The sequence below is a fragment of the Paenibacillus germinis genome, assembly GCF_013141785.1.
Taxonomy (GTDB): domain Bacteria; phylum Bacillota; class Bacilli; order Paenibacillales; family NBRC-103111; genus Paenibacillus_E; species Paenibacillus_E phytorum.
In genome coordinates, this window is record NZ_WHOC01000069.1 from 64,857 (window position 1) to 91,405 (window position 26,549).

The 26,549-nt window shown below is 44.7% G+C and carries 20 protein-coding genes; 3 read left to right on the forward strand and 17 right to left on the reverse strand.

Features of this window, described 5'->3' with window-relative positions; genetic code table 11:
• Nucleotides 1-31: 31 nt before the first annotated feature.
• From GC102_RS12770 to GC102_RS12830, 13 genes are all read right to left on the reverse strand, one after another.
• A complete protein-coding gene (locus tag GC102_RS12770) occupies nt 32-667 on the reverse strand; it encodes a CpsD/CapB family tyrosine-protein kinase (protein WP_171689883.1) in 636 nt (211 codons plus the stop codon).
• Nucleotides 651-1,394: a YveK family protein gene (locus GC102_RS12775; protein ID WP_171689884.1), complete on the reverse strand. Its 744-nt coding sequence runs from the start codon at nt 1,392-1,394 to the stop codon at nt 651-653. Before GC102_RS12775 ends, GC102_RS12770 begins: the two co-directional genes overlap by 17 nt.
• Nucleotides 1,395-1,785: 391 nt before the next feature.
• Nucleotides 1,786-2,445 carry a response regulator gene (locus tag GC102_RS12780; protein ID WP_312883247.1) on the reverse strand — a complete coding sequence of 220 codons (660 nt, stop codon included), beginning with the start codon at nt 2,443-2,445 and terminating at the stop codon, nt 1,786-1,788.
• 8 nt (nt 2,446-2,453) lie between these two features.
• On the reverse strand, nt 2,454-4,121 hold the full coding sequence (locus GC102_RS12785) for a sensor histidine kinase (RefSeq protein ID WP_171689885.1): 1,668 nt from the start codon (nt 4,119-4,121) through the stop codon (nt 2,454-2,456).
• 1,357 nt (nt 4,122-5,478) lie between these two features.
• Complete coding sequence (locus GC102_RS12790; RefSeq protein WP_171689886.1) at nt 5,479-6,348, reverse strand: sugar phosphate isomerase/epimerase family protein; 870 nt, start codon at nt 6,346-6,348, stop codon at nt 5,479-5,481.
• A gap of 40 nt (nt 6,349-6,388) precedes the next feature.
• Nucleotides 6,389-7,249, reverse strand: a complete 861-nt coding sequence (locus GC102_RS12795) for a sugar phosphate isomerase/epimerase family protein (RefSeq protein ID WP_171689887.1) — start codon at nt 7,247-7,249, stop codon at nt 6,389-6,391.
• A 30-nt stretch (nt 7,250-7,279) separates the two neighbouring features.
• Nucleotides 7,280-8,344: a Gfo/Idh/MocA family protein gene (locus GC102_RS12800; RefSeq protein WP_216628038.1), complete on the reverse strand. Its 1,065-nt coding sequence runs from the start codon at nt 8,342-8,344 to the stop codon at nt 7,280-7,282.
• 111 nt (nt 8,345-8,455) lie between these two features.
• Entirely contained in the window at nt 8,456-9,658 is a 1,203-nt protein-coding gene (locus GC102_RS12805) for an MDR family MFS transporter (RefSeq protein WP_171689888.1), read from the reverse strand.
• A 183-nt stretch (nt 9,659-9,841) separates the two neighbouring features.
• Nucleotides 9,842-10,810: a quinone oxidoreductase family protein gene (locus GC102_RS12810; protein ID WP_171689889.1), complete on the reverse strand. Its 969-nt coding sequence runs from the start codon at nt 10,808-10,810 to the stop codon at nt 9,842-9,844.
• A 108-nt stretch (nt 10,811-10,918) separates the two neighbouring features.
• A complete protein-coding gene (locus tag GC102_RS12815; protein ID WP_171689890.1) occupies nt 10,919-12,559 on the reverse strand; it encodes a putative bifunctional diguanylate cyclase/phosphodiesterase in 1,641 nt (546 codons plus the stop codon).
• A 111-nt stretch (nt 12,560-12,670) separates the two neighbouring features.
• A complete protein-coding gene (locus GC102_RS12820; RefSeq protein ID WP_171689891.1) occupies nt 12,671-13,423 on the reverse strand; it encodes an amino acid ABC transporter ATP-binding protein in 753 nt (250 codons plus the stop codon).
• Between the two features lie 12 nt (nt 13,424-13,435).
• A complete protein-coding gene (locus GC102_RS12825; RefSeq protein WP_057306567.1) occupies nt 13,436-14,116 on the reverse strand; it encodes an amino acid ABC transporter permease in 681 nt (226 codons plus the stop codon).
• A 12-nt stretch (nt 14,117-14,128) separates the two neighbouring features.
• Nucleotides 14,129-14,911 carry an amino acid ABC transporter substrate-binding protein gene (locus tag GC102_RS12830; protein WP_171689892.1) on the reverse strand — a complete coding sequence of 261 codons (783 nt, stop codon included), beginning with the start codon at nt 14,909-14,911 and terminating at the stop codon, nt 14,129-14,131.
• A gap of 339 nt (nt 14,912-15,250) precedes the next feature.
• Here GC102_RS12830 and GC102_RS12835 point away from each other — a divergent pair, with 339 nt between their 5' ends.
• Together GC102_RS12835 and GC102_RS40040 are read left to right on the forward strand one after the other, a co-directional pair.
• The gene (locus tag GC102_RS12835) at nt 15,251-15,622 is read left to right on the forward strand and encodes a putative endonuclease domain-containing protein (RefSeq protein WP_171689893.1); all 372 of its coding nucleotides are present in this window, start codon (nt 15,251-15,253) and stop codon (nt 15,620-15,622) included.
• A 449-nt stretch (nt 15,623-16,071) separates the two neighbouring features.
• Complete coding sequence (locus GC102_RS40040; RefSeq protein WP_281367659.1) at nt 16,072-16,194, forward strand: hypothetical protein; 123 nt, start codon at nt 16,072-16,074, stop codon at nt 16,192-16,194.
• A gap of 604 nt (nt 16,195-16,798) precedes the next feature.
• Here the strand turns inward: GC102_RS40040 and GC102_RS12840 are convergent.
• Both GC102_RS12840 and GC102_RS12845 read right to left on the reverse strand, forming a co-directional pair.
• Nucleotides 16,799-17,548 (reverse strand): LamG domain-containing protein, encoded by a 750-nt coding sequence (locus GC102_RS12840; RefSeq protein WP_171689894.1) that lies wholly within the window; start codon nt 17,546-17,548, stop codon nt 16,799-16,801.
• A gap of 53 nt (nt 17,549-17,601) precedes the next feature.
• Nucleotides 17,602-18,375, reverse strand: coding sequence for a phytanoyl-CoA dioxygenase family protein (locus GC102_RS12845; protein ID WP_171689895.1), 774 nt, complete (start codon nt 18,373-18,375; stop codon nt 17,602-17,604).
• Between the two features lie 151 nt (nt 18,376-18,526).
• Here GC102_RS12845 and GC102_RS12850 point away from each other — a divergent pair, with 151 nt between their 5' ends.
• Nucleotides 18,527-19,306 (forward strand): helix-turn-helix domain-containing protein, encoded by a 780-nt coding sequence (locus tag GC102_RS12850; protein WP_171689896.1) that lies wholly within the window; start codon nt 18,527-18,529, stop codon nt 19,304-19,306.
• A 57-nt stretch (nt 19,307-19,363) separates the two neighbouring features.
• Here the strand turns inward: GC102_RS12850 and GC102_RS12855 are convergent, their stop codons facing one another.
• Nucleotides 19,364-19,810 (reverse strand): GNAT family N-acetyltransferase, encoded by a 447-nt coding sequence (locus GC102_RS12855; protein ID WP_171689897.1) that lies wholly within the window; start codon nt 19,808-19,810, stop codon nt 19,364-19,366.
• Between the two features lie 176 nt (nt 19,811-19,986).
• A complete protein-coding gene (locus tag GC102_RS12860; protein ID WP_171689898.1) occupies nt 19,987-26,331 on the reverse strand; it encodes an OmpL47-type beta-barrel domain-containing protein in 6,345 nt (2,114 codons plus the stop codon).
• Nucleotides 26,332-26,549: the final 218 nt, after the last annotated feature.

Consider the following 26,549-nt stretch of genomic DNA (forward strand, 5'->3'; position numbering starts at 1 on the left):
TTATGGAAAGTCTATCCGTCAACATATGCAATTATTGGTTGAAAACAATGCCAAGCATTCTGGCTCCAGACTGCTCTAACTGTGTTCTCGCTTGTTTCGCCCATTCTCGCTTCGTCTTGCCATTTTTGGCAACTAGCATCACGCCGTCACTATACTCAGAAAGTAAACAAGCATCTGTATAGTCAAGCGTTGATGGCGAATCGATAAGAATGACTTCATACCTCATCTTGAGCTCGTTCATCAAAGCATTCATTTGGGCGGATCCTAACAACTCGGATGGATTCAGCGGTTGACCACCGCTGGCGATGAGATCAAGCCCGATGATTCCTGTCGGTGTAATGACTTCTTGGGCGGTTAGCCCCTTAGTTAAAAAGTGGACCAGGCCTTTCGAATTCTTAGCACCAAACATCTCATGCAGGGCTGGTTGCCGTAAATTACAATCAAGGACCACGACAGACTTGCCTTCCTGAGCATAGGTAATAGCCAGATTAGCTAGGGTTGTCGTCTTGCCTTCTTGCGTCTTGGGAGATGCAACCATGAGCACCATTCCTTGACCTGCTGGTACAACCTTTTTGTAGCGTACCGCTGTACGCAAGGAACGATAAGCTTCGGAGACCGACGAAATCGGATCCAATTCCGCCACAAGAACATTACTTAGCTGTGACATATGCCTTTTCCCCTACCTCTCTGCTTCTTGCACGCGAAGGTTTAGCTGCTTTACCCTTTTTAATCGTTCCGATGGAAGAGAGTACTGGCAGGCCAACGATATGCTCGGCTTCTTTTTCAGAACGAATCGTGTCATTGATATTTTCAAAGAAGAAGAATACACCAATAGCTGCCATCGCCGATAAAATGAAGCTCAAAGCAAGATTGATTACAACACTGGAATTCACAGGCAACGGCTTCACAGCAACATCAGAACTAGAAAGAATCTTAACATTATTCATATTCATCAAGCTTGGCACTTCACTAATGAACGTATCTGCAAGTGTCTTAGTAATCACAACCGCTTTTTCATAGCTATGATCCTCAAGCTCAATTTTGATAATTTGTGTTTTATCTGTGGAGCTCACCTTCAGATTCTTCAGCAGTTCCTTTTGGGTCATACCAAATTCAGGGTGACTCTGCAGCATCATTTGAATCGTATGATCCGACTTGATGATTTCCTTGTAGCTCTCAATTAAATTCAAGTTCATCGACACATCGTTAAGATCTATCGCCTCTTCACTCTTGAACGTGCTGCTAACCAGCACTTGTGTGTTCGCCTTGTAAACAGGCTCGACGAATGTCTTGCTGACATAGAACGTTGTCAGACACGAGAGAAGAACGAACAGCGCAATCATCCACAGCTTTTTGCGAATGAGTACAAAGTAATCTAAGATCGATTTCTCCATGGTACCCTCCCGAAAAAAATAGTTAAAAATCGTTGAATACAGTCTTGCTTTTCCTAAAAATTTAAGCTATGATATTTGCAATGAAAGCGTTTTATTTACCTGTACCCCCACTAATTAAACCGACATTCAATCACTCCTTTAGCCAGAGCATTCAACAATCTCTTTTCGACAGAGTTAGCTAGTCAATAGCCTAGGTGAAGCACTCTACGATCAAAAGGAATGAAGAATGCCGCTTTTTGTCAGTTAGTTGGTTATACACAAATACTATATGAATTCCCAGAATTATGATATTACCCGATATTATAATTTTTTGGGTCTATTTCGTGTATCCACCAATGGCTATATGTAATAAAGCGATGGTATACTTTCGGACCATGCATGCTTAAATGGCTTACTGAAAACTGCTGACTAGTCCTTTGGATTGCGCTAACAAAGCCGCTTGCGTACGATCGTTGACGCATAGCTTGTTTAGAATTTGGCTTACATGCTTCTTGACTGTGAACTCGGTTACCATCAGTTTCTTGGCCATTCCTTGATTGGACAAGCCCTCTCCAAGACCAATTAACACTTCCCGCTCCTTCGGCGTAAGCTTACTGAAGCTGTCTTCTTCCTCTTTCTTGAACAACATTTCCATTAATCCTGGATCGTAATACTTTTTCCCTTTAAAAATCAATTTAATGGCAAGCAGCAATTCTTCTGGCAGCGCTTCTTTGAGTACATAACCATCCGCACCCACAGCCTCAGCCCTTCTTACATCTTGCTCCATGGTCGATGAAGTCAGAATGATACTTCGGCATGGCGAATCTTTAATCATCTCAACCACTTCGAGTCCAGAACGATTCCCCAGCTTCAGATCCACGATAGCCAGATCCGGTTTCGTTTCCTTAATTAGCTCCAATGCGTGCTCCACCGTTTCCGATTCGCCAGAAATTTCGATGTTAGCTTCAAGCTTTAGCACAGCTGACAATCCTTTTCGCACCAACGGATGATCATCTACGATAATAACTTTCAAAGTACCACCAGCTTTCGTTAGAATGGGAATAGCTTTCATGACCTTGTTTAGCCCATCATCTGAAGTTCATTCAGTTCCTTTTTATCCTGATGCCCGGATGGGAGGGTCACTTGAATATGTGTACCTTTTCCTTTCGTGCTCTGAATGTTAATCGTTCCGCCAAAAGACTGAACAAGCAGCTCCATGTTGTTCACGCCAAGGCCAGATACCTTAGGATCCGACAGACGTTCTGCTACACTGAATCCACTTCCGTTATCCAAGACCGAAAGCTTCACCTCATCTGACTTCATACTGAGATCTACCTTAATGTGACTGCTTCGGCCATGACGAATGGCGTTTCCAGTTGCTTCCGATATGATTCTGAACAAAGCCTTTTGATAATTGACCTGTAGACCATGATCATCACCAGTCACATTTAAGGTTACTTTCACAGCGTGCAGCTTGGACAAGCTGTCTAGATGAGATTTGACGGTTGTGATCCAAAAAGCACCGCCGTTTTTCCGAGAGCTAAGACTATAAATGGTTGAACGAAGCTCTTGAGATGCCGCTACAGATGACTCTTGGATAATTTGCAGCTGCTCCTTGATCTGATCTGTTGAAATGTCTTTCCATTTGCGACTAAGCGAATGTACAGCATATACAATTCCGAAAATGTACTGCGAGACGCTGTCGTGCATCTCATCGGCAATCCGATTCTGCTCCTCGATAATCATCAGCTGGTTCTCGATACGCTCGAGCTGGTGCCTCTCCAAAATGACGGCGCACAGCTCAGATAGAAAATACAGCTGTTTTACGAACCAATGTCTACCCTCCTCATAGCTGGAGCGTTCAACCTTAACCCCCATCACTCCCCAGAATCGGGTCGACGACTTGATGGGAATCACAAGAAAATCACCATGCTCAGGAAGACTCATCACCATACAACTATCTAGCTGTCGCAGTTCGGCCGCATGAACTTCAATAGCTGTTGACAGGGCAGCTTCTACACCAACGGGCGTGACACCCTGGGTAATCAGATGATCGCGCCCGCCATTCCCACTCCCATTGACATCCCAGAAGAAGGACATCCTGAGCTTGGTCAGCTTTAGAGCAAATTCAGCAAAAATAATTTTCAAATTCTCTGATTCGCTATGCGTAGCTGCTTCCACGATTTGATACAGCGACTTCATATGCTCCATCGTCTCCGTGGTTCGAGCGTTCGCAATCTCAAGCCTACTTTTGACACCAGCTAATAGTTGAATAGAGAGGGTCATGAATAATAGCATCAGGTAAAAGCGATTTTCATTTAGTAACATAGTGGCTAGTGTTTGCGTCTGGTCATTGGTAAAAAAGTAGGAAAATGCGGTGACGAATAAGAAGTAACTCAGCATCATGAACCAGCAGTAGACAGAGGAGAGGTAGCTGGCAGCCATCCATGCGGGATTGAATACGCACCAGAGGAACGGACTGTCCATACCGCCGCTTAGAAGATGCAGGATCATCATCCCGGTCATTTCCAAGCCTACGGTTATTTTAATTGTGCGAGAGGCTTGGCCACTTTGGGTATACATGTCCGTAATCCACTTGGCAAAGATGAATAACACCAAGATGATGCCTATTTTTAAACTTAACGGGGGGCCACGATCCTCAATGGCATACACTAACGAAGTTCCTGCAAGCGAAATATACCGGTACAAGTAAAAGACTTTACTTTCACCAGAGAATATCTTCCTCATCTGTGTAATCATCCTTTAACCGATATTTGTATTTGGTTCCTTAAACAATACCCAAGTTTACCATTATCATAACAGTTAAATTTTTACAGTCAAAAGGGCTTAATATGACTATATACTTCGTATTATTTGTAGTTTTGTGTCTCATTAATTGGAAAAAAGCGAATTTCAGGAGTAAAGGTCTAGACGTTTTGATTACATAGACCTAACCTATTGGCGAATAAAAAACTGAAAGGGATTCCAATGCTACAAAAAAATTCATCCTTTTGTACCATAAATTTCCTACAAAAAATTCTACTTTAGTGCACATAAACTCGTTTCGAGCTCACTTTGAGAAGCTTTGAAACAGGGATTGACATAATTCCGGCTTTAGCACGGTTTTCGATTAGAGTTAGGCTCGGATTTCGAGCTTAACTCGGTCAGGGCGGAGGTAAGCTCGGTTTTACGAGATTATCTCGTTCAACTCCATGCAACACGTCTCCGACCACACTTCTAAAGGAACAAATAAGCGCGAAAAACGCGCTTACAGTGTGAGCTTTGCGAGCAGAAGCTCTTCGGTAGAGCCTGAGAAGCCAGAAAACAACTTCTCGTCATACTGTCCTGCGCATGCGATCTGAATAAGCGCAGAAAACGCACTTATTCAGGAGCGCCCGAACAAATAAGCGTGAAAAACGCACTTACAGCGAGAGCTCCGCGAGCAGAAGCTCGCTGACAGAGTCTGAGAAGCCGAAAATCGACTTCTCAGCAGACCATCCTGCGCGTTCGTTCTGAATAAGCGCAGAAAACGTACTTATTCAGGAGCGCCCGAACAAATAAGCGCGAAAACCGCGCTTACAGCAAGAGCTCCGCGAGCAGAAGCTCGCCGACTGAGTCTGAGAAGCCGAATATCGACTTCTCAGCAGACCATCCTGCGCATGCAATCTGAATAAGCGCAGAAAACGCGCTTATTCAGGAGCGCCCGAACAAATAAGCGCGAAAAACGCGCTTACAGACCGGTATTCAGACCGAGATTTATACTTCCATTGGATTTTTCCAATGGAATCGACTTTCAGGCTTCGAAATTCTCTCATCTATTGGAATAAATCCAATAGAATTGACTTTTAAGCCGCCAAATCCTTACTTCCATTGGATTAATCCAATGGGAGCAGTTGGTAGACTGCGACAGTCACAAAGCGGGAGCTGAATTTTTCAAATATGACTTTTGAGACAGCCCCACCCAAAATATATAATGATATGTAAAAAAAGAACCCGCAAAATTGCGAAGTTCTTTTCATTTCTGATGATTGTCAGATGATTTCCTGATAATTTTCAGTTAATTTCCTGATAATTTCCTGATAATTTCCTGATAAGTTCCATTGATCTACTGATATTTCTTAATAAACGCGATCGCGTTGGCAATGTCTACCTCAGGTTTTTCCCCAACTTCACGCTCAATTGTTAAATAACCCGTGTATCCAATGTCACGAAGCGCTTGAAAGTAGCGATCGAAATCGACATGACCTTCACCTAGCGCTAGCTCTCGATAGTAAGGTCCTGATGTCGCTGCCTCGGCGATAAGCTCGTGACTCATCGGTTGATACCCCAGTGAACCGTAGACTTCACGAGGGTCTGTCTGACGCAGCCGGACACCGTCCTTCACATGCGTGTGGACAATATAATCCTTCAATGTGATAACCCCTTGAACAGGATCATCGCCAGTCACCATCACCATATTCGCTGGATCAAAGTTAACAGAAACGCCTTTGGTGGACAACGAATCTAGAAAGCTTTTCAAGTGAACAGCTGTTTCTGGACCGGTTTCCACGGCAAAATAAGCGCCTAAGCTGCTTGCATACACGCCTAATTCCTCACACGCATGCAGCATCGTTTCATAGATGGGACCATTGGCCTGCTCAGGCACGACACCGATGTGAGTGGTTACGACCTTAGTACCCAGCTCAACCGCAAGGTCGAGAATACGCTTTGATTTCTCAATTTTTTCTGCATTCACAGACTGATCTTGGAAGCCATGACCGCCCAAATCCCCACACAAAGCAGAGATGTTAAGGCCCAATGACTCGATGTAAGCTTTCAATTCCTTACGTGCTTGAGGTGATAAGTTCGCTGGGTCCATCTCACCTGAAACTGCATATATTTGTACTCCGTCTGCTCCGAGCTCTTTGGCTTTCTTCAAACCATCGCGCAAACCTAGACGCAGACTGTCAACCATTATGCCAATCGGATTCCCCATATTTCATCAACACACCTTTCGTATCTCTGAATTTTATTGCCTATACCACATCTTCCCATAGCCTTCTAATGTTTTGCAACCCAATCAGCGTACCCATTTTGCATTCCTCCATGCCTTCGAATTCCAAGGAAATGAATCCGTCATAGCCGGAGCTTTTAATAACGCGCAATACTTCTTTCATATCAATATCACCATGGCCCACAATAGCGCCGCGCAAATGATTCCCTTGCAGGGTCTGAAACCAACCCTTACCTGGATTTTGATACGAAGGACGAAGGTAAAAATCTTTCACATGGACCATCGAAGCGAAGGGCAGATTATTTTTCACCGCAGCAACGGAATCTTCATCTACACACATGAAATTGCCTACATCCAGCGTAGTGCGGAAATTGGGACGGTCTACGGCTTGAATTAACGTTTGAACACGGTCACTATGCTGCACAAAGTATCCGTGATTCTCCACGCTAGTTATGATGCCATATTGCGAAGCATAGTCAGCAATTTGTCGGCAGGCTTCCGCCATACGTTCAAGCTCTTTATTGAAGTTCCCGATAGATCGATCCTCACTTGATGCGACATCATGGCGCATTCTTTGTACACCAAGCCTTGCAGCGAGATCAACTTCCCCTTTGACCCGTTTAATTTCCTTTTCATAGGCCTCTTGAGAATCTGTTAGAAAGTTTGCTCCAATCGCATAATTAGATATTTCGATACCCCGTGACTGAGCCTTAAGGCGAATCTCATCTGCAAGCTCCAAATTACCAGTTAAATCATAGCCAAGGGGTACAATCTCAACATGTTCGCCACCCTGATCAGCAATCCAGTCAATAACACCAAAAATGTCCATTTCTCCAGACTTCAGAGCCTGAAATAAACTATACGTACTAACGCCAAGTTTCATATCCGTTCCTCCATATCTGTTCCTAGATTGCTATAATCTGATTTCCTGACCTTTGGCAGCTGATTCATAAATACCACATAGGATTTTCATCATTGTAAGCCCATCTTCTACAGGACTAATCGGTGAATTCCCAGTTCGACAACAAGTTAGAAAATGACTGATCTCCTGATTAAAAGCTTCTGTTATGTTAATAGATTTGCTATCTGTCTGCGGCGCTACATTCAAAATGGTATCCAGCATTTCCGTGACGAGGACAAGCTCAGGCTCCAATTCCACTCCGCCCTTATCTCCGTACAGCTTGACCGCGATTTCATCCTTTTTGGCATGAAGAGTAAAGCTTACATCAACCATGAGGGAAGCCCCATTTTCAAACCGAATTAAAGCATTAGCCATATCTTCAACCGTATTCAAATCAACATTATAATCGGCAGCTTTATAAAAGGAAAGGTTGCGTACATTCGCCCGATTCCCAAGCTTGTTATACGTATGACCACTGACAGATACAGGCTTCGGTCTCCCCATTAAGTACCAGCATAAGTCAATCACATGTACACCAATATCGATTAAAGGTCCTCCGCCGGAACGTTCAGAGTCAGCAAACCAACCTCCTGGATTACCTAATCGACGAAGACACGAAGCTTTGGCATAGTACAATTCTCCCAAATCGCCATTATCGATAAAGCGCTTAACGAGTTGAGCATTAGTATCATATCTTCGCACAAAACCAACCTGCAGAATTTTCCCTGTTTCACGAACGGCGTCTTGAATACGCTCAGCCTCTTCCACTGTTTTACAAAGTGGTTTCTCTACAAGAACATGCTTGCCAGCACGCAAAGCTGCAATGCTAATCTCAGCATGGGTATTATTCCATGTACAAATACTTACGGCTTCCACCTCTGGATTGGCCAGAAGCTCCCGATAATCGGTGTAAATATGCTCAACATTATACTTGGCGGCTTTATCCTCTGCTCTTTGACGATTCAAATCACATACGGCAACCAATTCTGCGTCTGCTTGCTTCGCATAGGACTCAAAGTGCATATCGGATATCGATCCTGCTCCGATTACACCAATTTTCATTTTGTTTATGCTCATTTTGAATACTTGCCTCCTTCGTGTCATATGCAATCAGGATAGCATGATTTTAGCTGAGGTAGAATGCATAGGATGAGCATATCCATGGATTATATGGTCAAAAAAAGGCTTTCATTTTGAAGATGACCTTTGTTCTTTGAGCATAAACCAAATATTAACTAGCCCAACTATGAAGAAGCTAATCCAAGGTAGAGCACCCCAACCGAGCATGCTCCCCAAGTCGTACAAATAACCCCCGCCAACATTACCAATCATAGCGCCGATAGATAAAGCAAAACTATTAAAGCCAAAATAACTAGCTATACTTCCTGCCCCAGCAAATTCAGACACCATTGTATTCATCATTGGCTGCCAAAACACTTGCCCTAGCATTAATGAAATAACTCCCGCATATATCCCCCACATCGAGCCCGACATCCCAATTGTAAACAGCCCCGCCGAAATGAGTAACGTACCTACTGATAACACGCCAAAGGGCTGCATTTTAGTCTGACTTAATTTAGAAAAAGGAACCTGCAATACTACCATCACAATGGCTCCGCAGCTATAAATAATCCCGATATTGGCTCCTGCAGCAATCTGATTCACTCGAAATGGAACGGCAATGTATAGCTGTGCTACAAGCGACCAAGATATCATCGTAAACACCATGAATCGTAGAAAGCTGCGGTTCTGCAGCACTTTTCTCAGCTGTGGTAACATACCTTCGTAATCGGCTTTTGTTTGTTTAGTTTTTATCTGTGGCAAAAAGAAAAGACTTAACAAGAACGAAAACACAAAAATCAGCGTAGCCGTTATACTGACATATTGAAAATGAAAACCCATTAAAAAGGCGCCCATTATCGGTCCCACCACGAATCCCAAATTACTTAACATTTCACGTATCGAGTAAACCGTAATCCGGTTTTCAGGTGTAGAAAGCGCTGCGTAATAAGCATAACTAGCTGGTTGGAATAAAGCTGCGCCTAAACCCGAGAAGAAGCATGCTAGGATTAAACCCGGGATATGATCCACGAATCCGAATAGTCCGAAACCGAAAGAACGGATAAACAAACCAATCAATATCGTACGCTTGTACCCAAGTCTGTCAGCCAATGTTCCGCAGAAAACGGACAACCCTTGTTGACTGAAGCTGCGGATAGCCGATATGACGCCAACCATAGTGACAGTAAGCAATAGATCATGCAGTAAATACGAAGCAAGCAACGGAATCATCATATAAAACCCGACCGCCATACTGAATGTATTCATAAACATAACCCAAAAAGGAAGTTTAATAACGGTTAGCCTATTCATAGCTGTTAACAAGAGCATTTCCTCATTTCCTTGTACGATGCGATGTGTCAATTTTTACAAGATACATGATCCAGCAAGGATTGTATATGGACTTTCTTTATGTAGGCTTGGGTATATTATTGCTTTTTATAGTCAGGATCAAATTAGCCCAAAAAGGCGGCACAATACGTTAAATACCGCATTGTGCCGCCTTTTCCCCTGTTAAGGGATTAATAAGATTTTCCCTGTGCTTTTCCTGCTCTCTAAGAGTCTGTGGGCTTCCGCGCCCTCCCTCAAAGGAAAGCATGTAAGGCTCTCTATTTGAATAGTCCCTCGCCGCAGCGCATCAAAAAGTTCGTTTGAACGCCCGATTCGATTCTGCAAGGTGGTCACATGGTTCCACAAGTCGCCTCCCGTCAGCGTCTTTGATGTATCCATGAGCATTCGTGGGTCAATAGATGGCGGATCTCCTCCAGCCATGCCATAGAAAATGACCGTCCCCTTCGTTTTGGCAGCAGTGAAACTATCCATTAACGTGGACCCAACTGAATCGTAAACAGCATCTACGCCTTGATGGTCGCTGGACCAATCTTTGACCCCATTTACCCAATCGCTGTCGTAACTTAGCACTTCATCTGCACCAGCCTTTAAGACGATTTCCCTTTTGGCATCGGAAGATGTCAAACCGATGACTCGTGCGCCTTTACTTTTACATAGCTGCGTCAAAATCTGTCCAACGCCCCCTGCTGCGGCATGTACGACGATTTCGTCGCCCGATTTTACACGATAGCTGTCATTCACTAGATAATGCGCCGTCATACCCTGAAGCAAAATACCCGCGGCGTGTTCGAACGTGATATCCACAGGCAAAGGTATAGCTCGATCTATAGGCACAGCAACCAATTCCGCATTGGCAAAAGGAACATCCACGAAAGCAACTCGATCTCCAGCCTTGATTTGCTCCACATTCGAAGCTACTCTCTCGACAATGCCGGCGCCCTCATACCCTAGAATGAAGGGGGGCTTCCCAGCCAGATGATAATTGCCTCGTCTCCTATATATGTCGGCGAAATTTAAGCCGATGGCTTCCGTTTTCACTAGGATATGTCCTGGTTCTAAGCTGGGCTCAGGAATGTCCACATATTGCAGGACCTCTGGCCCACCAAACTGCTCAAAAATTAGTGCTTTCATGGACTACCTCCAACAGGCTAATCTTACTAAAAAATTGTATCATATTCACCATTTAAAGCAAAAAAAAAGTCAACATCACAGCGAGTACACTGGACGTTGACCTCTCATCTACTTTGAAACAACCACCTGTTTGGGTAAAGAGGCAAATTGAGCAGGCTTGTTGATATAATAACCTTGTACTCCCCAACAATTCATTTCCTTTAACATCCTATATTGTTCATACGTCTCGATGCCTTCTGCGATTACTTGTAGGTTCAGTGCATGGGCCATGGCTAAAATCGCTGAAATTAGAGAGACATTCATTTCCCAAATGAAAGACCTATCAATCTTTAACTTATCTATCGGAAGCAAGGTTAACATACTTAAAGAGGAATAGCCGGTACCGAAATCATCTAAAGCAATGGTAAATCCTTCAGCGCGTAATCTACGCAGCGTTTGTTGGACATCTTCCATCGAGTGAATCGTCGTGCTTTCCGTTATTTCTAATTCCACTACACGTGGGTCCACATGCTCATCTTTCAATATTTGAAGCATTTGATCAACGAAAAGATGTTCGTTTAGTTGAATCCTTGAAATGTTGACCGAAATTTTAAATTGAGGACCATATTCTGCTTTTAAAAGATGCCAATCCTTACAAGCTTGCCTGATGACCCAGTATCCAATCGGAATAATCAATCCCGTTTCTTCAGCGACCGGAATAAAGTCACTAGGTTGGATCATTCCCATATTGGCGGAGTTCCATCTAAGCAGAGCTTCGGCTCCAATGACTTCCTCCCGGACCGGATTGTAAATAAGCTGATAATGCAAATGCAATTCTTCTTTCTCAACCGCTACTGAAAGCGCAAGCTCATGAATGAAATTCTCAACATGGTCGTATTTAGATGAAGCTTCGAAAATATGAAATCTCTTTCTTCCCGCCCCTTTGGCCTTATACAAGGCAATATCCGCTTGCTTCAAAAGGGTTTGGATGGTTTCACTATTCACACTTTGAGCCACACCAATACTTACGCTTAATTTCATTGGATGATCATTTACCGTAAAGGGAGCCACAAAAAGTTGATTAATTTGGTCGGCAGTCTCCTCAGCTGATCCAGGTTGCCCCATTGCTACGACAACAAATTCATCTCCACCTAATCTTACAAGTATATAATCCTTACCAAATTTCTCAACAAGACGATTAGCGACCTCTACGAGTACGGTATCACCTACATCATGTCCGAAAATATCATTTATATTTTTGAAATAGTCCAAATCAAGCAAATAAATGTTCGCTGGATTGTGCACATGCTCAAGCAGGAATCTTCGATTATAAAGCTTGCTAAGATCGTCATGATAGGCGTAATGATATAGCAGATTTTCTTGTTTTTTACGTTCAGTAATATCACGAGTAACAGTGACGATGAACTCCATGTCACCGCTTTCATTGAAAATAGGCGTAAGTATGCTTTCTCCGCTTAACATACCATTGGGTAGAATAACGCCATCTTCATACTTAATGGTTCGCCGTTCGTTAACCACTCTCGTGTATTTCTTATGTAAATAGTTCGCCATCTGGCTTGTGTTTATATCAAAAAATGTTAGTCCGACAGCATCCATCGTTATTCCGCTGAATTTGGTAGCAGCATGATTTACATAATAGTATTTGATATCAGATCCATCAACACTCATGATGTAAATCGAGTCTTCCATATTATCCATCATGCTTAGGAGTGTCTTAACATCAAGTAATCTATTCGCAGGATTTATCATATAAACGACTCCTCTATACTCACAACAACCTTATAACTGTCTCTAAGTTGACTGGAATATAGCATTCGACAGAAAACTTCATTTTCCTTCCATCGAGGATATCAGTTCATCTTAATCTGTTTTCCGATTCACTTTTCTCAAAAATTGCAGGGTCCGCTCGTTCGTTGAAGCATCAAAAATGTCGGCTGGCGTTCCTCGCTCAATAATTGCGCCTTGATCCATAATGACAACTTGGTCCGCCACTTCTTTGGCAAAGCCCATTTCATGTGTCACAATGACCATCGTCATTCCTTCGAAAGCTAGATCCTTCATCACCTTTAGCACTTCGCCTACCAATTCCGGGTCAAGCGCAGACGTTGGTTCATCGAATAATAGTACCTCAGGATTCATCGCCATGGCCCGAGCAATCCCTACCCGTTGTTGTTGTCCACCAGACAGTTGATGAGGATAATAATCGGCACGATCACGAAGTCCAACCTTATCTAAGATGGATAAAGCCTTATCCTTAGCGGTTTTCGAAGATTGCTTAAGGACAATAACAGGACCTTCCATAATATTTTGCAAGACGGTTAAATGGGGAAATAAGTTATAGTTTTGGAACACCATACCGGTGTGTTTACGGATGGAACGGATGTCAGTCTTATTCAATTTAACTTCACCTGAGAATGTCATCGTCGCTTTGGCTATCGAGAGGGTCCCCTGATCTGGAAAGTCCAATAATTTCAGACATCTTAATAGGGTCGTTTTGCCGGAACCGGAAGGTCCGATAACAACGGTCGTGCTCCCTTTTTCAACATCCAAATCAATATGGTTCAAGACGTGGAGGTCATGAAAATGTTTATGTATGCCTTCCATTCTAATCATGCTGGGCCCCCCTTACTTGGCAATGTTTCGTTCGTAGTGGATCTCAAGTTTGGATTGGAAATAGGAAAGAACGGTACTGAAAACTAAATAAACAAACGCAACCTCGATATAAAGCCATAATGGCTCATAAGTAACAGCCGCAATCTGCTGCCCTTTCTGAAACATTTCCGTAACCGTAATCGTGGCGGCCAAAGATGTGTCTTTGATTAAACTTATGAAGGAATTTCCTAATGGTGGAATAGCGACTCGCACAGCCTGGGGTAAAATGATTCGCCTCATTGCCTGCCATTTCGTCATATTGATCGAATAAGCTGCCTCACTTTGACCTTTTGGAATCGACAATATCGCGGCGCGAATGATTTCGGAGCTATAAGCTCCTTTATTTAACGTAAACCCGATAATGGCTGTCGGAAAAGGATCCAGCGTTATTCCCAAACTTGGAAAACCATAAAATAGAATAAACAACTGGACAAGCAATGGCGTGCCGCGGAAAACCCAAACATAAAATCTCGCTATCGTCCGTAGTATGGCAAAATCCGATAAGCGAGCAAGCGCGGTGATGAATGCCAAGCTAAGTCCTAGTGCAAATGTGATTAAAGTAAGCGGAACTGTGTACGTAAGTCCCGCCTTTATAATAGGAAAGAAGGAATCGGACAGGATCCCTATGATTCGCTCAAGACGTTCATTTGTCATTAGATTAGGTCCTTACTTCGTTACATCGGCATTGAACCATTTTTGCGAAATTTGAACCAATGTACCGTCGGATTTCATGTCAGCCAGGGCTTTGTTTACTTTACTAACTAAATCCGTGCTTCCTTTGCGGAATAAAAAGGCGTTGCTCGTTGCGGACGGCTCCTCATAAACCGTTTTGATTGGGAGCTCAGGACGCTGCTTTTTTAAATCCAAATAGGATAAACTATCATTAAGCGTCGCATCGATCCTGCCCGAAGTCAAAAGATCAATCGCTTGATTAAAACCCTCCACAACTGTAGTTACCGCACCGTGCTCTTCCGCTATTTTCCGATAATTACTATCGAGGGATTGCCCAACCTTCTTGCCTTTAAGGTCATCTAACGTTTTAATATTGGTATTATCCGCTTTCACCACAAGAACTGCGCGTGAAACAATATAAGGCGTCGACATATCATACTTCTCCAAACGATCCGGGCGTACAGCCACTTCGTTGGCCACCATGTCATACCGCTTCGCATCGAGTCCGGCAATCATGCCATCCCACTTGGTTTCAACAAAACGCGGCGTCATGCCAATCCGTTTACATACCTCTTCTGCCGTCTCAACATCAAATCCCGTAAGCTTGCCAGCCTTATCATGAAAAGTGAAAGGTGCATAAGTACCTTCTGTACCGATCGTAATTTCTGCCTTACTCGGCGAAGATGCTGACGGTGTTGCGTTTGGCTTAGTCGAACTACAACCTATCGAAGTTAGTAGCAATGCAGTAGCTGCTGTTGTTGCGAGTAATTTTTTCATCCTAATAACCCCCTGTGAAATAACCCTTTTTGAGTTTAAGGTATTATTCCCCATGTGAAGGAATTTTAAGAAAAAAAATGTAGTGTGTGAAAATGTGCAGTATGAATTAGAAAAGAGTTATAATCTAACAAGCCGATTGACTCAAGACAAATAATGAAACAGAATAGCTAACGAAACGCAGACAGCCCCCTCTATTTGTAATTGTTAAATTTTGCATTATATGCTACAATCGATAAAAATTAATATCAAACGGTTGTGAAGCACACGCCGCTTTTCCAGATCAGCATCAGCTGTCCGGAGGAGCGGTTTATTTATTTTCTGGAGGTGGCCTAAACATTTATGAATGAATTTGAAATTGCACATGAAGCCTTTTTAACTAAACACATTTCGATGAGAGGCGGAGAACGTTTAAAGCGGCTTAAAGAGGGTCATGGACATGCGGAAAAATTGTTTCTAGAGCAGATTTGGTGGAATGCATTTGGACATTTTCAAGACTTGCATCCGGAATATGAGATCAAAGATTTTCGCGATGGTACGCGTTTTTTGGATTTCGCTTTTCTTCGCCACTCACTCAGACTAGCCATTGAAATTGATGGTTTTGGTCCCCATTTCGCTAATATCAGTCGATCCCAATTCTCAGACCAATTAATTCGACAAAACCACCTTATTTTATATGGTTGGAAAATTTTTCGTTACCTTATGATGACGTGAAAAATCGACCTCGTATGTGTGAACAATTAATCCAATAATGCATTGGCAGACACTTCGGGGATGTATTTAACCACGTTATAGAGCTAAATTATATAGAAAAAGAAGTTATCCGTTTTGCCCATGCGTTAGGAAGAGCAATTAAACCTGTTGATGTTCAAAAACAATTTCAGTTCGGACAAAGTAAAGCACAACAGACTCTTAAAGGGATGTATCAAAAATCACTTCTTGAACCAGCTGGGGAAGGTCATATTCGTGTGCGTTGCTACAGAGTAGCACAGCACGTGCTTGCAAGTTGGGAAGGTTTGGCGGTTTGGGGTTGAGAACTTCTAACCGACCACTGGACTTCTGATGCTGAGAAGTCGATTTTCGACTTCTCAGCCACCGCTGGCGAGCTTTGGCTTGCGGAGCTCTCGCAAAAGCACGGTTTTGCGCTTATTGTTCGGGAGCGTTTGAATAAGCGCGGTTTACGAGCTTATACAGCACAGACGCGCGGGATGTGGTCTGCTGAGAAGTCGATTTTCGGCTTCTCAGACTCTGTCGACGAGCTTCGGCTCGAGGAGCTCTCGCTGTAAGCGCGGTTTTCGCGCTTATTTGTTCGAGTGCGTTTGAATAAGCACGTTTTACGAGCTTATACAGCACAGACGCGCGGGACGGGATACTGAGAAGTCGATTTCCGGCTTCTCAGACTCAGTCGACGAGCTTCGGCTCGCAGAGCTCTCGCTGTAAGCGCGGTTTCTGCGCTTATTTGTGCGGGGGCACCTGAATAAGCGCGGTTTCCGAGCTTATTCAGCACGGACGCGCGGGATGGGTCTGCTCAGAAGTCGATTTTTGGCTTCTCAGACTCTGTCGACGTGCTTCGGCTTGCGGAGCTCTCGCTGTAAGCGCGGTTTTCGCGCTTATTTGTGCGGGGGCGCCTAAATAAGCGCGTTTTACGAGCTTATTCAGCACGGACGCGCGGCACAGTCAGCTGAGAAGTTGTTTTCCGACTTCTCAGACTCTACCGACGAGCTTCGGCTCGCGGAGCTCTCTCTCTAAGCTCGGTTTCCGCGCTTATTTGTTCGACAGCTCTCGATTAAGCGCGTTTTACGAGCTTAATCAGCACAGACGCGCGGCACAGTCAGCTGAGAAGTTATTAGGTAAAAAAAGACGGCCATATCCCCCGTCTTCTGCGACTTATTATTTAATCGATAACTTACGTATCACTTCGTCAGTTAATGCTTCATTAAATACAGCAAGTCCACCCAGTAGTCCGGCATAGAAATTGCCCATCTCCCCTGAACGATTCACACCACCAACGGTGAAGTCAGCACCCGTATGCCCCCCATCGAACAGACCTTTTTCATATAAGTAAGGGTTGTAGGTTTCCCTCTCGTCCAGCACGCCGTCCACATACACCTTGGCATAGGTGCCATCATAAGTAAACGCTAGCGCATACCACTCATCCTTCGCCAGCGGTGTTGCTCCTATCGCCGTTGTCATACACCACGGATATCCCTGTGTCGGACCTCCTTCAACAGAGACGTGTCCTCCCACTTGATCCCCGCTTCCCCAAATCCTCAGATTAAGAAACATGGCATATTGGCGCTTCTTCTCTGTTTCGTTCCACATGCCGGCTATCGCTTCGCACTGCCCGTTTACTCTGTTTTCGCGTTTTAGCCAAGCGAAGATGGTTAGCTTTGCCTCCGGTCCGTGGAAATCAAGTGCTGGGCAATCTTTACGGGGCAAGTTGAACCATTGGCCGTATTCTAATTTTGCCGCATAGGTCCCTAACACGCCTTCCTCAACTCTTTTAATCGGTCCAGACATTTCATCCAAAACATAAGGAAAAGGCCCTTTTGCCACTCGAGACTGGCCCTCAGCTTCTTGAAAGTCCCAGAAGGATACGAGAGAATCCTGCTGAAGAATCAATGCAGATTTACTTGTCATCCGCTCCACCTCCGATTACAATCTACCACCAAAGGCAGATATCTTTGATTTACCTACAGAAAATGATAGCTGGAAGTGTCCTTACCTTTTAAATTATAGCGTTGATAATGTTGGTAATGCGCTTTATATAGATTTCCATTCTTACTAGGCGTGTACGTCAAATACAACTGTTTGCGGCTTACGTCGGACAAGTTAGCCCCACTTTGATGAGGTGTAAACGAATGGAAGATGATTACATCACCTGGATTTGTTTCAACGATAACACCTTTTTGGGGATCAATCTCAGCAATTTCTTCAGCATTCATGTTGCGCAGCTCACCTGGCGTGGAACGCAATCTTTCATGATATCCTGGGAACAATTCCAAGCCGCCGTTTGCCGTTGTCGCACCATCAATTGCCACCATCACCGAGATCAGACCTTCAATGGGAAAGCCCTGCCACCAAGAAGCATCCTGATGCATCGAGTAGCCATTTGCGCCTGGGAGTTTAAAGATGAGTTTATCCTTGAAAAGTAGCGGTTCGTCCAAATAAATATCACGCAGCGGTGATAAAATACGCTCATCCTCCACTAAATCAGCAAACACCGCGGAAATGTCATGAACCGGGTCCAGACGTTCAATCGCAACTCGGCCATCCGCGTAGACTTTGTGACCCGCACGAATGTTAAACTTATCGGTATAATCGCCTAATGTAAGCAATTGATCGCATTCCGTTTGGATGACTTTCGCTTCATATTCTGTAAATACGCCCCGCAGTACTAAGTACCCCTGCTCGTTATATGTTTGAAGCAGCTCTTCTGTTAAAATACTCAAAGATTTCTTTCTCATTGAAATCTCCACCTCTCATTTGTTTTTTTGCCTCTCACATTGTGTGATTGACTTTCTTATAACCTTATATTACAGCCATGTATTCCCTTAATCCATGCACTAGGTTATACTATTTCATATACTTTTTTGCATGACATAGGAGTGTGAGTACATGATTGGAAAGCTCCAAATTAAGCGGTACTATTTTGGTAAACAAAGAGAGCAATTTTCTCTATCCGAAGACACTTATGATGGCTGGGGGATGCTCGCTGCCCAATCCGGTCGATTCTCCTTTAGTTTAGAGGGTGCTGAACAAGGTGAACAGATTGCCGAATTCGGGGAGCTTGTTTTTTGCCAGCCCGGCCAAACGCTCAGGCGTCTTGCTCTTGAACCGATCTCTTTTCATTTCGCTGAATTCATGTTAGATAGCAGTTGGACGCTGCCAAGTAAAATCCGCATCAAGGATGTCGGTAGGCTCAGCTCCACCTTTCAATATTTGCAAGAATGGCAGGAAGAAGTGGATCATGGCGATCATCAGTGGAAGGTCGTTCATCATCTCATTGAAGACCTGCTTTTCATGGCAAATCGGGAGCAGCTCACAGCACAGCGCAACCGATCTGGTACTTCTGATCCCTTAATGAATCAAGCGGCTGCTTATATAGAAATGCAGGCTTTCGAACATGAATTGTCCTTGCAAGGGCTAGCTGTCACACTTGGTATTGGCGCATCTCAGCTTACTCGGCGTTTTCAAACTGCTTACGGTATGTCACCAATTCGGTATGCAACAAAGGTTCGACTATCCCGAGCACGCTTGCTGCTGGCCGAAACGCCAGACACACTCGATGCCATTGCTGAACAGTGCGGTTTTCAGAATGCCTTCTACTTCAGCCGTGTCTTCTCGCAGCAAATGCAAATAAGCCCTTCCGCCTATCGAAGGACATTCCGTGTATGAAAAAGGGCCGTTGATCGTTAGTTCGAACGGATCAGCGGCCAGATTAATCGCAACAGCTTAGACAATGGAATAGTTAACCCAATCCCCTTGAACCCCGCCCATTTTCTCAAAAAAATGTTGAGCTCGTTTATTATCAGGAGCCGTTATCCAAGACATATACGCATATCCTTGATCTTTTGAGTAACCTTGACATTCTAAAAACAGTTCCGATTCCACTTCTGTACCTCTAAATGGCTCAACGACATAAAGGTCGTTCATGATGGTAATTTTCTCTGCTTTCATCGTACTAAATGCGAAGTATAAGGTAGCAAAGCCGACTAGCTTTCCGTCTTGTTCTGCGACAAACTGTATACCTAATTGTTTCTCTAATAGGGTTTGAATCAACTTATGTATTTTCCCATCGGCTGGCCTAGGTTTCTGATAAAATCCTACGATGTATTCATACATTAATTCGGTCAAGCTGTTTTCATCATCAGGTTCTGCGTCTCTCACGATAAGTGGCATTAATAATTCCCTCCAATTTCATTATTGCATAATTATACATAAATGTGCATATATATTCAACACTATTCTTACACATTATTCAAAATAAAAAAGAGAAGCCGCCACGAAAGCGAGCTCCTCCATCAATTTGAAACTTTGATTCCATTTAGGAAGCATCTGTTTGAAAGACTGTCCTTTTACATTTGGAATACTACCGTTGGATTGGTTGTTATGTTATTTACAATTTCTCTGTACGCTCCGCCATAAGTCATGCCAAAGGTATAAGAACCAGGCAATAATTCTTTGCTGATCTCTCCACCGATTGTTTGACCAAATGTCAGCCAGCCTCCCGCATAGTATTTCACGCTGCCGCTGTCCATCAGATTTCCCTGGCTGTCTTTCAGTTGTACTTTGACCCTAACTGTCTGGAAAATGACCACTGGATCAGTTCCTATATTCTGTACTTTCTCCCTATACGCACCCTCGTTTGTCATTCCGAAAGTATAAGAACCAGGCAATAGCTCCTTGCTGATCTCTCCACCGGTTGTTTGGCCGAACGTCAACCAGCCTCCCGCATAGTACTTCACGCTGCCACTGTCCATCAGATTTCCTTGACTGTCTTTCAATTGTACTTTTACCTTAACTGTCTGGAAAATGATCACTGGATCAGTTCCTATATTCTGTACTTTCTCCTTATACGCACCCTCGTTTGTCATGCCGAAGGTATAAGAACCAGGCAATAACTCCTTACTGATCTCACCACCAGTTGTATTACCAAACGCCAGCCAGCCGCCAGCATAGTATTTCACTCTGCCGCTGTCCATCAGATTTCCTAGGCTGTCTTTCAGCTGAACCTTGGCCTTTACCGTCTGGAATACAACCACCGCATCAGTTCCGGTATTTTGCACCTTCTCCTTATAGGTTCCCTCATACGTAATGCCGAAGGTGTAGCTTTTGTCTGCTATGGATTTACTTACCCTACCACTAGCATCCGTCACACCAAAATCCTTCCATCCTCCGTCGTAGTATTTCACTACTCCGCCGCTGAGTGGATTTCCATTACTGTCTTTTAACTCAACTTTTACTGCAGTTGTGGTAAGAGAAAAACTTAGTTGATGTGCAGACTCAACATTCCCTGCTTGATCCGTTGACTTATAGATCAAAATATATTGACCTTTTTTTTCCAACGTAACAGGGGATGTATATGGCTGAAATGTAGTCCCATTATCCAGACTGTATGCAGTATTCTTCACACCTGACTGGCCATCCACTGCACTTAGACTGAATGTAACCGGCCCAGCGTAAGCACCATTAGGTCCGTCTGGTTGTGCCGGGTTCAAACTGGCAGTTGTACTCGGAGCTACTTTGTCAATGTTGTTCACCGTATAGCTGGTAACATTCGACGCATGGCCTGCCGCATCTGTTCCTCTTGCAAAGATCATGCCATTTTCGGAAACGACTACTGGCGTTGTGTATGCTGTCCATGTGCCGCTAACACCTACTTTATATTCTTTCACCACTGCATCAGCCGGATAGCTAATCGTTACGGTGACATCAGTGTTGGTCGGTGCCGTGATATCTGCAGAAAGGTTTGCATCTGCCGGTGGTTGCGCAACTTGACTTGATCTGTACGTCAGCGGGATCCTAAATGATGCACCACCTGCTATATCATAGATAAATCCTTTACTGAAATCATTCGGATCTTTATAGGACCGGACAAGCGTAATGTCCCCAATATCGAGCTTCAAGCGAGTTCCTTCCATAACGGATACATTTTTGATGCGGTAAGACGCATAACGGACACCGTCGTTTTGAATGGTGATGCTCTTTCCGATCAAATCGGCAGGGGTGCCGAAAAGCCCGGACGCTTCGATAATAATCTCGTTATGCGGCGACAACTCTTTCGTAAAGTCAACGACTGTTCCGGTAACGGCTCCAACCCGATCCTGCCGGACTTCATTGCTCTTTCCGATATACGAGCCGTCGTGCAAATAGGTGCTCGCACTACCATCCTCCTGCACCGAATATACGCCAAAGAAGCCTTTAAACTCTAAGGAGTATGCGGTATCAGGTAGTTCAACCGTGTAAGCTTTACTTGAATCCAAGCTGCTAACGATATAATCAGTTCTGCCGTTTTTCAATTTCACACGAACCGCTCGTACACCGCTGTCATCCACGTTCTGTCCGTTCAACTTAACGATCAACGGCGTAATGGAGCTGATATAACTTTCTCCCTTATAAGGCTCAATGATCGAAGTAAACAAACTATCTATGCTGGTGCCGCTGCGATGAGCGATCAAATACCGGAGATCTTTCGGATTACCCACTTTATTGCGTGGAGGCACTCCATCGGCCAGGGCTACGTCATCCACATTGCCTAACATCGTCAACCTGAGGTGAACGTCTGTTGCTGCTCCGCTGCCTTGACCGTACATATTCCAAGTATCCTTCACATTCCAGTCGACGCTGAATTTATTCGCCGGAGATCCATCACGTTCCACATTTTTCAAATAATGAAACCCGCTGCCCATGTAGCCGACCCCTGCGACATCATCGACCCTTTCTCCGAAAGGCACGTCAGCTCCCGCATACGTCCCCGTTGCCTGCGGAACCAGGTTTAACCCTTCCGTCGCAACCGTTCCTTCAGCTCCATGGAAGCTAAAATAATGATCATTGCCTCCCTTTATCCGAAACAGATCCACGGTATAGGAGTTCTTGTCATCTGCCTTGATCATGGCCGTGGTCCGCTTATAAAGCGTCGTCTGCGGATATACCTTAGGCGCTTCCACATCAATGAGCTTCACCAAATCTGTATCATCAAAATGCTTTGCATCCGCAGCCCATAAATTCGTGTTCTGTTTTCGTTTATCCACGACTACCGTGTTATGGCTGATTGTATTGACGCCCCACTGCGCTCGATGCATATCGACGCTGTCCGCGAATTCGGGGTAGCCCAAATCTGGCGACAAATCGAGACCAAATGCGTGAAATCCAACATTTAACGTGTCCCCATGACCGTGGCTTACGTTGCGGCCGTAGAACATCCATTCATCCCGAAGCGTGTTAATCGCGTCCAACTGAGCATCCCGCTTGGCGCGCGCCTGCTCATTTAGCAGATTCAAAACTCGGACGTCCAAATTAAAGGCGCTGGATGACGGATGCTTCCCGATACCCTCGAAGGAAATGGTATGCAGTCCTTGCGTAAGGTTCATCTGGCTGATGATCTCGTATGCATTCGTATCCGTCCCGTAAAAATCCATCTCTTTAACGGGTTGCCCATCGATGGAAATTCGATAAATGCCATTAGACTGCGCTTTTACGGGGAGTACATCCAACTCATAGTCGTCTGTAGCTGGAACATTAAATTCAAATGTTGCCGTCTCCCCGCTTTGGGCTGCCGCAAGCTGGATGGAACTGGAAGCATCAACAAACTTCGTCGGTACACTTTGTGCAGACACGTTCATGCCGCTAAAGCCAATCCTCGTTCCATAATCAACTTTCGGGTTATCACCGTCCCGCAGCGCGGCAAATCCATATCCGCTCTCATTTACACTTTCCATATTCAGCGGGCCTTTGACGTTAATTACCTCTTGAATTTGACTTGCGATCGAATTAGGATTGGCGGAAAATACGTCCTTATGAATCCCATCGGTCGTATTGTTATTCAGAAAATAGGCCAGCTGCCCATAAATCGGATCGCCAAATTTTTCAAACGCTTTGACGGAATCCGTCATTCGCTCAATGATAAATGGATTTCCGGTTCGCCCTGTATCTCCAATGTTTGCTGTGAATTTTTCGCTCAAAATGAGCGTACTCATAGCGGAAAACATTTTTCTAAACTTCACGTTGTTGTACAGATCGGCCTGCGGGTATAAATCGTAGCCCTCCAAAATATCAGCAGTCAACCGATGATTGACCAGCCACAAAGCATTGTAACCTGGCGCGCTTTCATTCCCGTTTCCATCTCGGTCGACGTCCGAAACAAGTGAATTCAGAATATTCCCACCTGTTAAGCGGATCGGATTGGCAAGGACTCCTCCAGTCTGAAAAATGAAGTCCAGCCACTCTTTCGTTTCAGGCATCGTATCGTAGACAACCGCAGCCATCGCCAGCGCACTTTGATGCATGCCGTCATTGCCGAGTATTTGGGTCTTTTTTATTGCCGGAAATACTTGCTTAATTATACCGTCTTCGATATTGCGACGAATGTTTGCTCCGGTATTTTTCGTATTGACAAATCCAAATTGCGTCGACTTCGCACTCAGAAACTGAACGATTTCAGGGTCTTCAAGTGCCGGGAATAGAGCATCGTAAGCACTAATAAACGATTTCACTAATTCGGTTTCCCAGATGCCGCCTAATACTTTGCCATTACCAACAGATTTGCCCGATGAATTTAGAAACACCGTTCTGTCAAACTTGCTTATATCCATTTCCGGATAAACATCGGACACCCGATCTAGTAAAATCGAACCGGCACGGCCATACTTGATGTCCCCTGTATATAAATATGCATCGCGGAATGCATTCAGCGAGCGCTGAATCAGAGAATCTCTCCCGTACCATGACCAGTGGACATAGTAGGCGATGAATGTATACCGTTTTCCTTGTTCATCTACCCAGCCATAGCCGTCGTCAACTCCCCAGGTGGGTCCCTTTTCGGGGTAGAGCGTGTTTACGAGCAGACTCCGATCCGCGAGCTCCGGAAGGAATATGCCATGCTCATCCAAACCGCTGCGGTAATAGGCTCCAAAGTCGTTTGTCGGAAACTTGTACCCGCTTGAGGGATCCACAATTTTCCATGGGTCGTTCAATGGATCCATACGATACGGATAATTCCCGTATTTATCGATTTCCTTGCCGGTTATCGGACTTCCCAACGACTGATTAACGGCATAACTGCGAGGAAGCTTTTGACTGGGAACCGCGTTCCACAAAAAGTCCAATCCATTAGCCAAAAATTTATCCGCGTTTGAAACCGCCGCATCCTTCAAGCTTTTTGCCCATTGCAGCTGCTGTATATTTTGCCGGGCGGCCGTGACCTTCTCCTGGTTGTACAGTGTCGTCCTCGTTTTGCTATTCATCAGTTCACCCGACCTTACGAATGTCGCGTTATCGAAATATACAGTTCCTCCGGCTGGCGGCGAGGTGCCTAATCGCAAACTAATATAGGCAGTCTGAGCCGGAAAAACGCTCTTCAGCGTTATGGGCTTCCAAGTATTACTGGTCGACCCCGACTGGGACACCGATGAAAGGAAGACCTTGTCCGCATCCCATAATTCGACCTTCAGCTCAGCGGTCCCGGAGCTCGTGAAAGCAAACACATTTGCCGTATACTCAACGCTGGGTGAAACGGGAATGAGATGGCTGCGCAGTCCTGGCGACTGATCCACGGCATTGGTTATTTTGATGCTGCGTACTCCGTCATAGGCCCTCTCGCCAGATACCTCCGCAAAGCCATCGACCCCACGCCAATCACTTGGCTTGCCATTATCCAACAGCTCGAATCGGCCGTTATTCAAATTGGGACTTGGATCCGGAGTGGCTTCCCCAAATTTAGCATCGTCAAAATAAGTCGTACCGATGTTAGCGGCCCCCAGATACAATCTTATCGTCGCGTAAGCTGCTCCAGCAGGCGCAGCACCGACAGCACGGATCGGCTTCCATTTATTCTGAGTAGTGCTAGCCGCAATCACGTTCGTTAAATTTGTATTGGCGGCATCCCAAAACTCCAGAAAAATGGTAGAAGCGCCGGATTCGTCATAAGCAAATACTTCCGCTTCATATTTTACCCCTACTGAAACTGGCATTTTCTGACTTCGGACTCCAATGCCAGCGGTTGCGCTCGTATCCACCATTTTTACACTGCGATCTCCCGAACGCTTCCTCTCCAAGGAGGACATAATATTACCGCCGAAGATAGAATCCCAGTAGCGAGGCATTCCATCAATCGTACTCTCCATTCCACCGTTCCTCAGTGGCGTGCTCGGATCCTTCACCAACTCCCGAAAATCCGCGTCATCAAAATAGGACGTACCGATGTTCCCTAGTCCTGAATAGACTCTCAGGCTTGCGAAAACAGCTCCTGTCGGCGCGGTTTGAGTGATTCCAAGCTGCTTCCACTGATTTAACGTATTATTAGTGGCAGTTGGAAAAAGGATGAGCGTGTTACTCGCATCCCAAAACTCCAAATATAAGGACGAGCTGCCCTGTGCATTGTAAGAATATACGGAAGCCTCATAATCTTTGCCAGGCGTAACCGAGATCTTCTGACTGCGCAGACCAACGGATGCCGTACTGCTATTATCCGTTAACTGCACGCTGTATACTGCGCTGTGTACGGTGTATGTTGAAGATGTCACCGTCCCGCTCATAACGGACCAGTTAAGTGGCTTTCCACCGGAAACCTGCTCGAATCCACTGTTAGGAAGAATCGGCAGCGTGTCCGCTTTTGCTTTTCCGGGGAATACCGTAAATACCGAAAATGCCATTAAAAAAGATAGGAAAACAGATAGAAACTGCGAACCTCTAATTCGACTCATTAATAATCCTTCCTTTCCAAATTTGGTTAACCGCCCATAAATAAAGCGTTTTCATTTCGTGCTAACCTAAATTATAAAGTCCAGAGTAGCCTTGAGGATATACATGCAATTCAACAAAGTGTCTACAAATTCCAGAAAACAAAAGGGGTTATTTCCCAGGTCTGAGAAGACCTTGAAAACAACCCTTTTTTTCGAGTTTTGATGTTAGTTAACCGCCA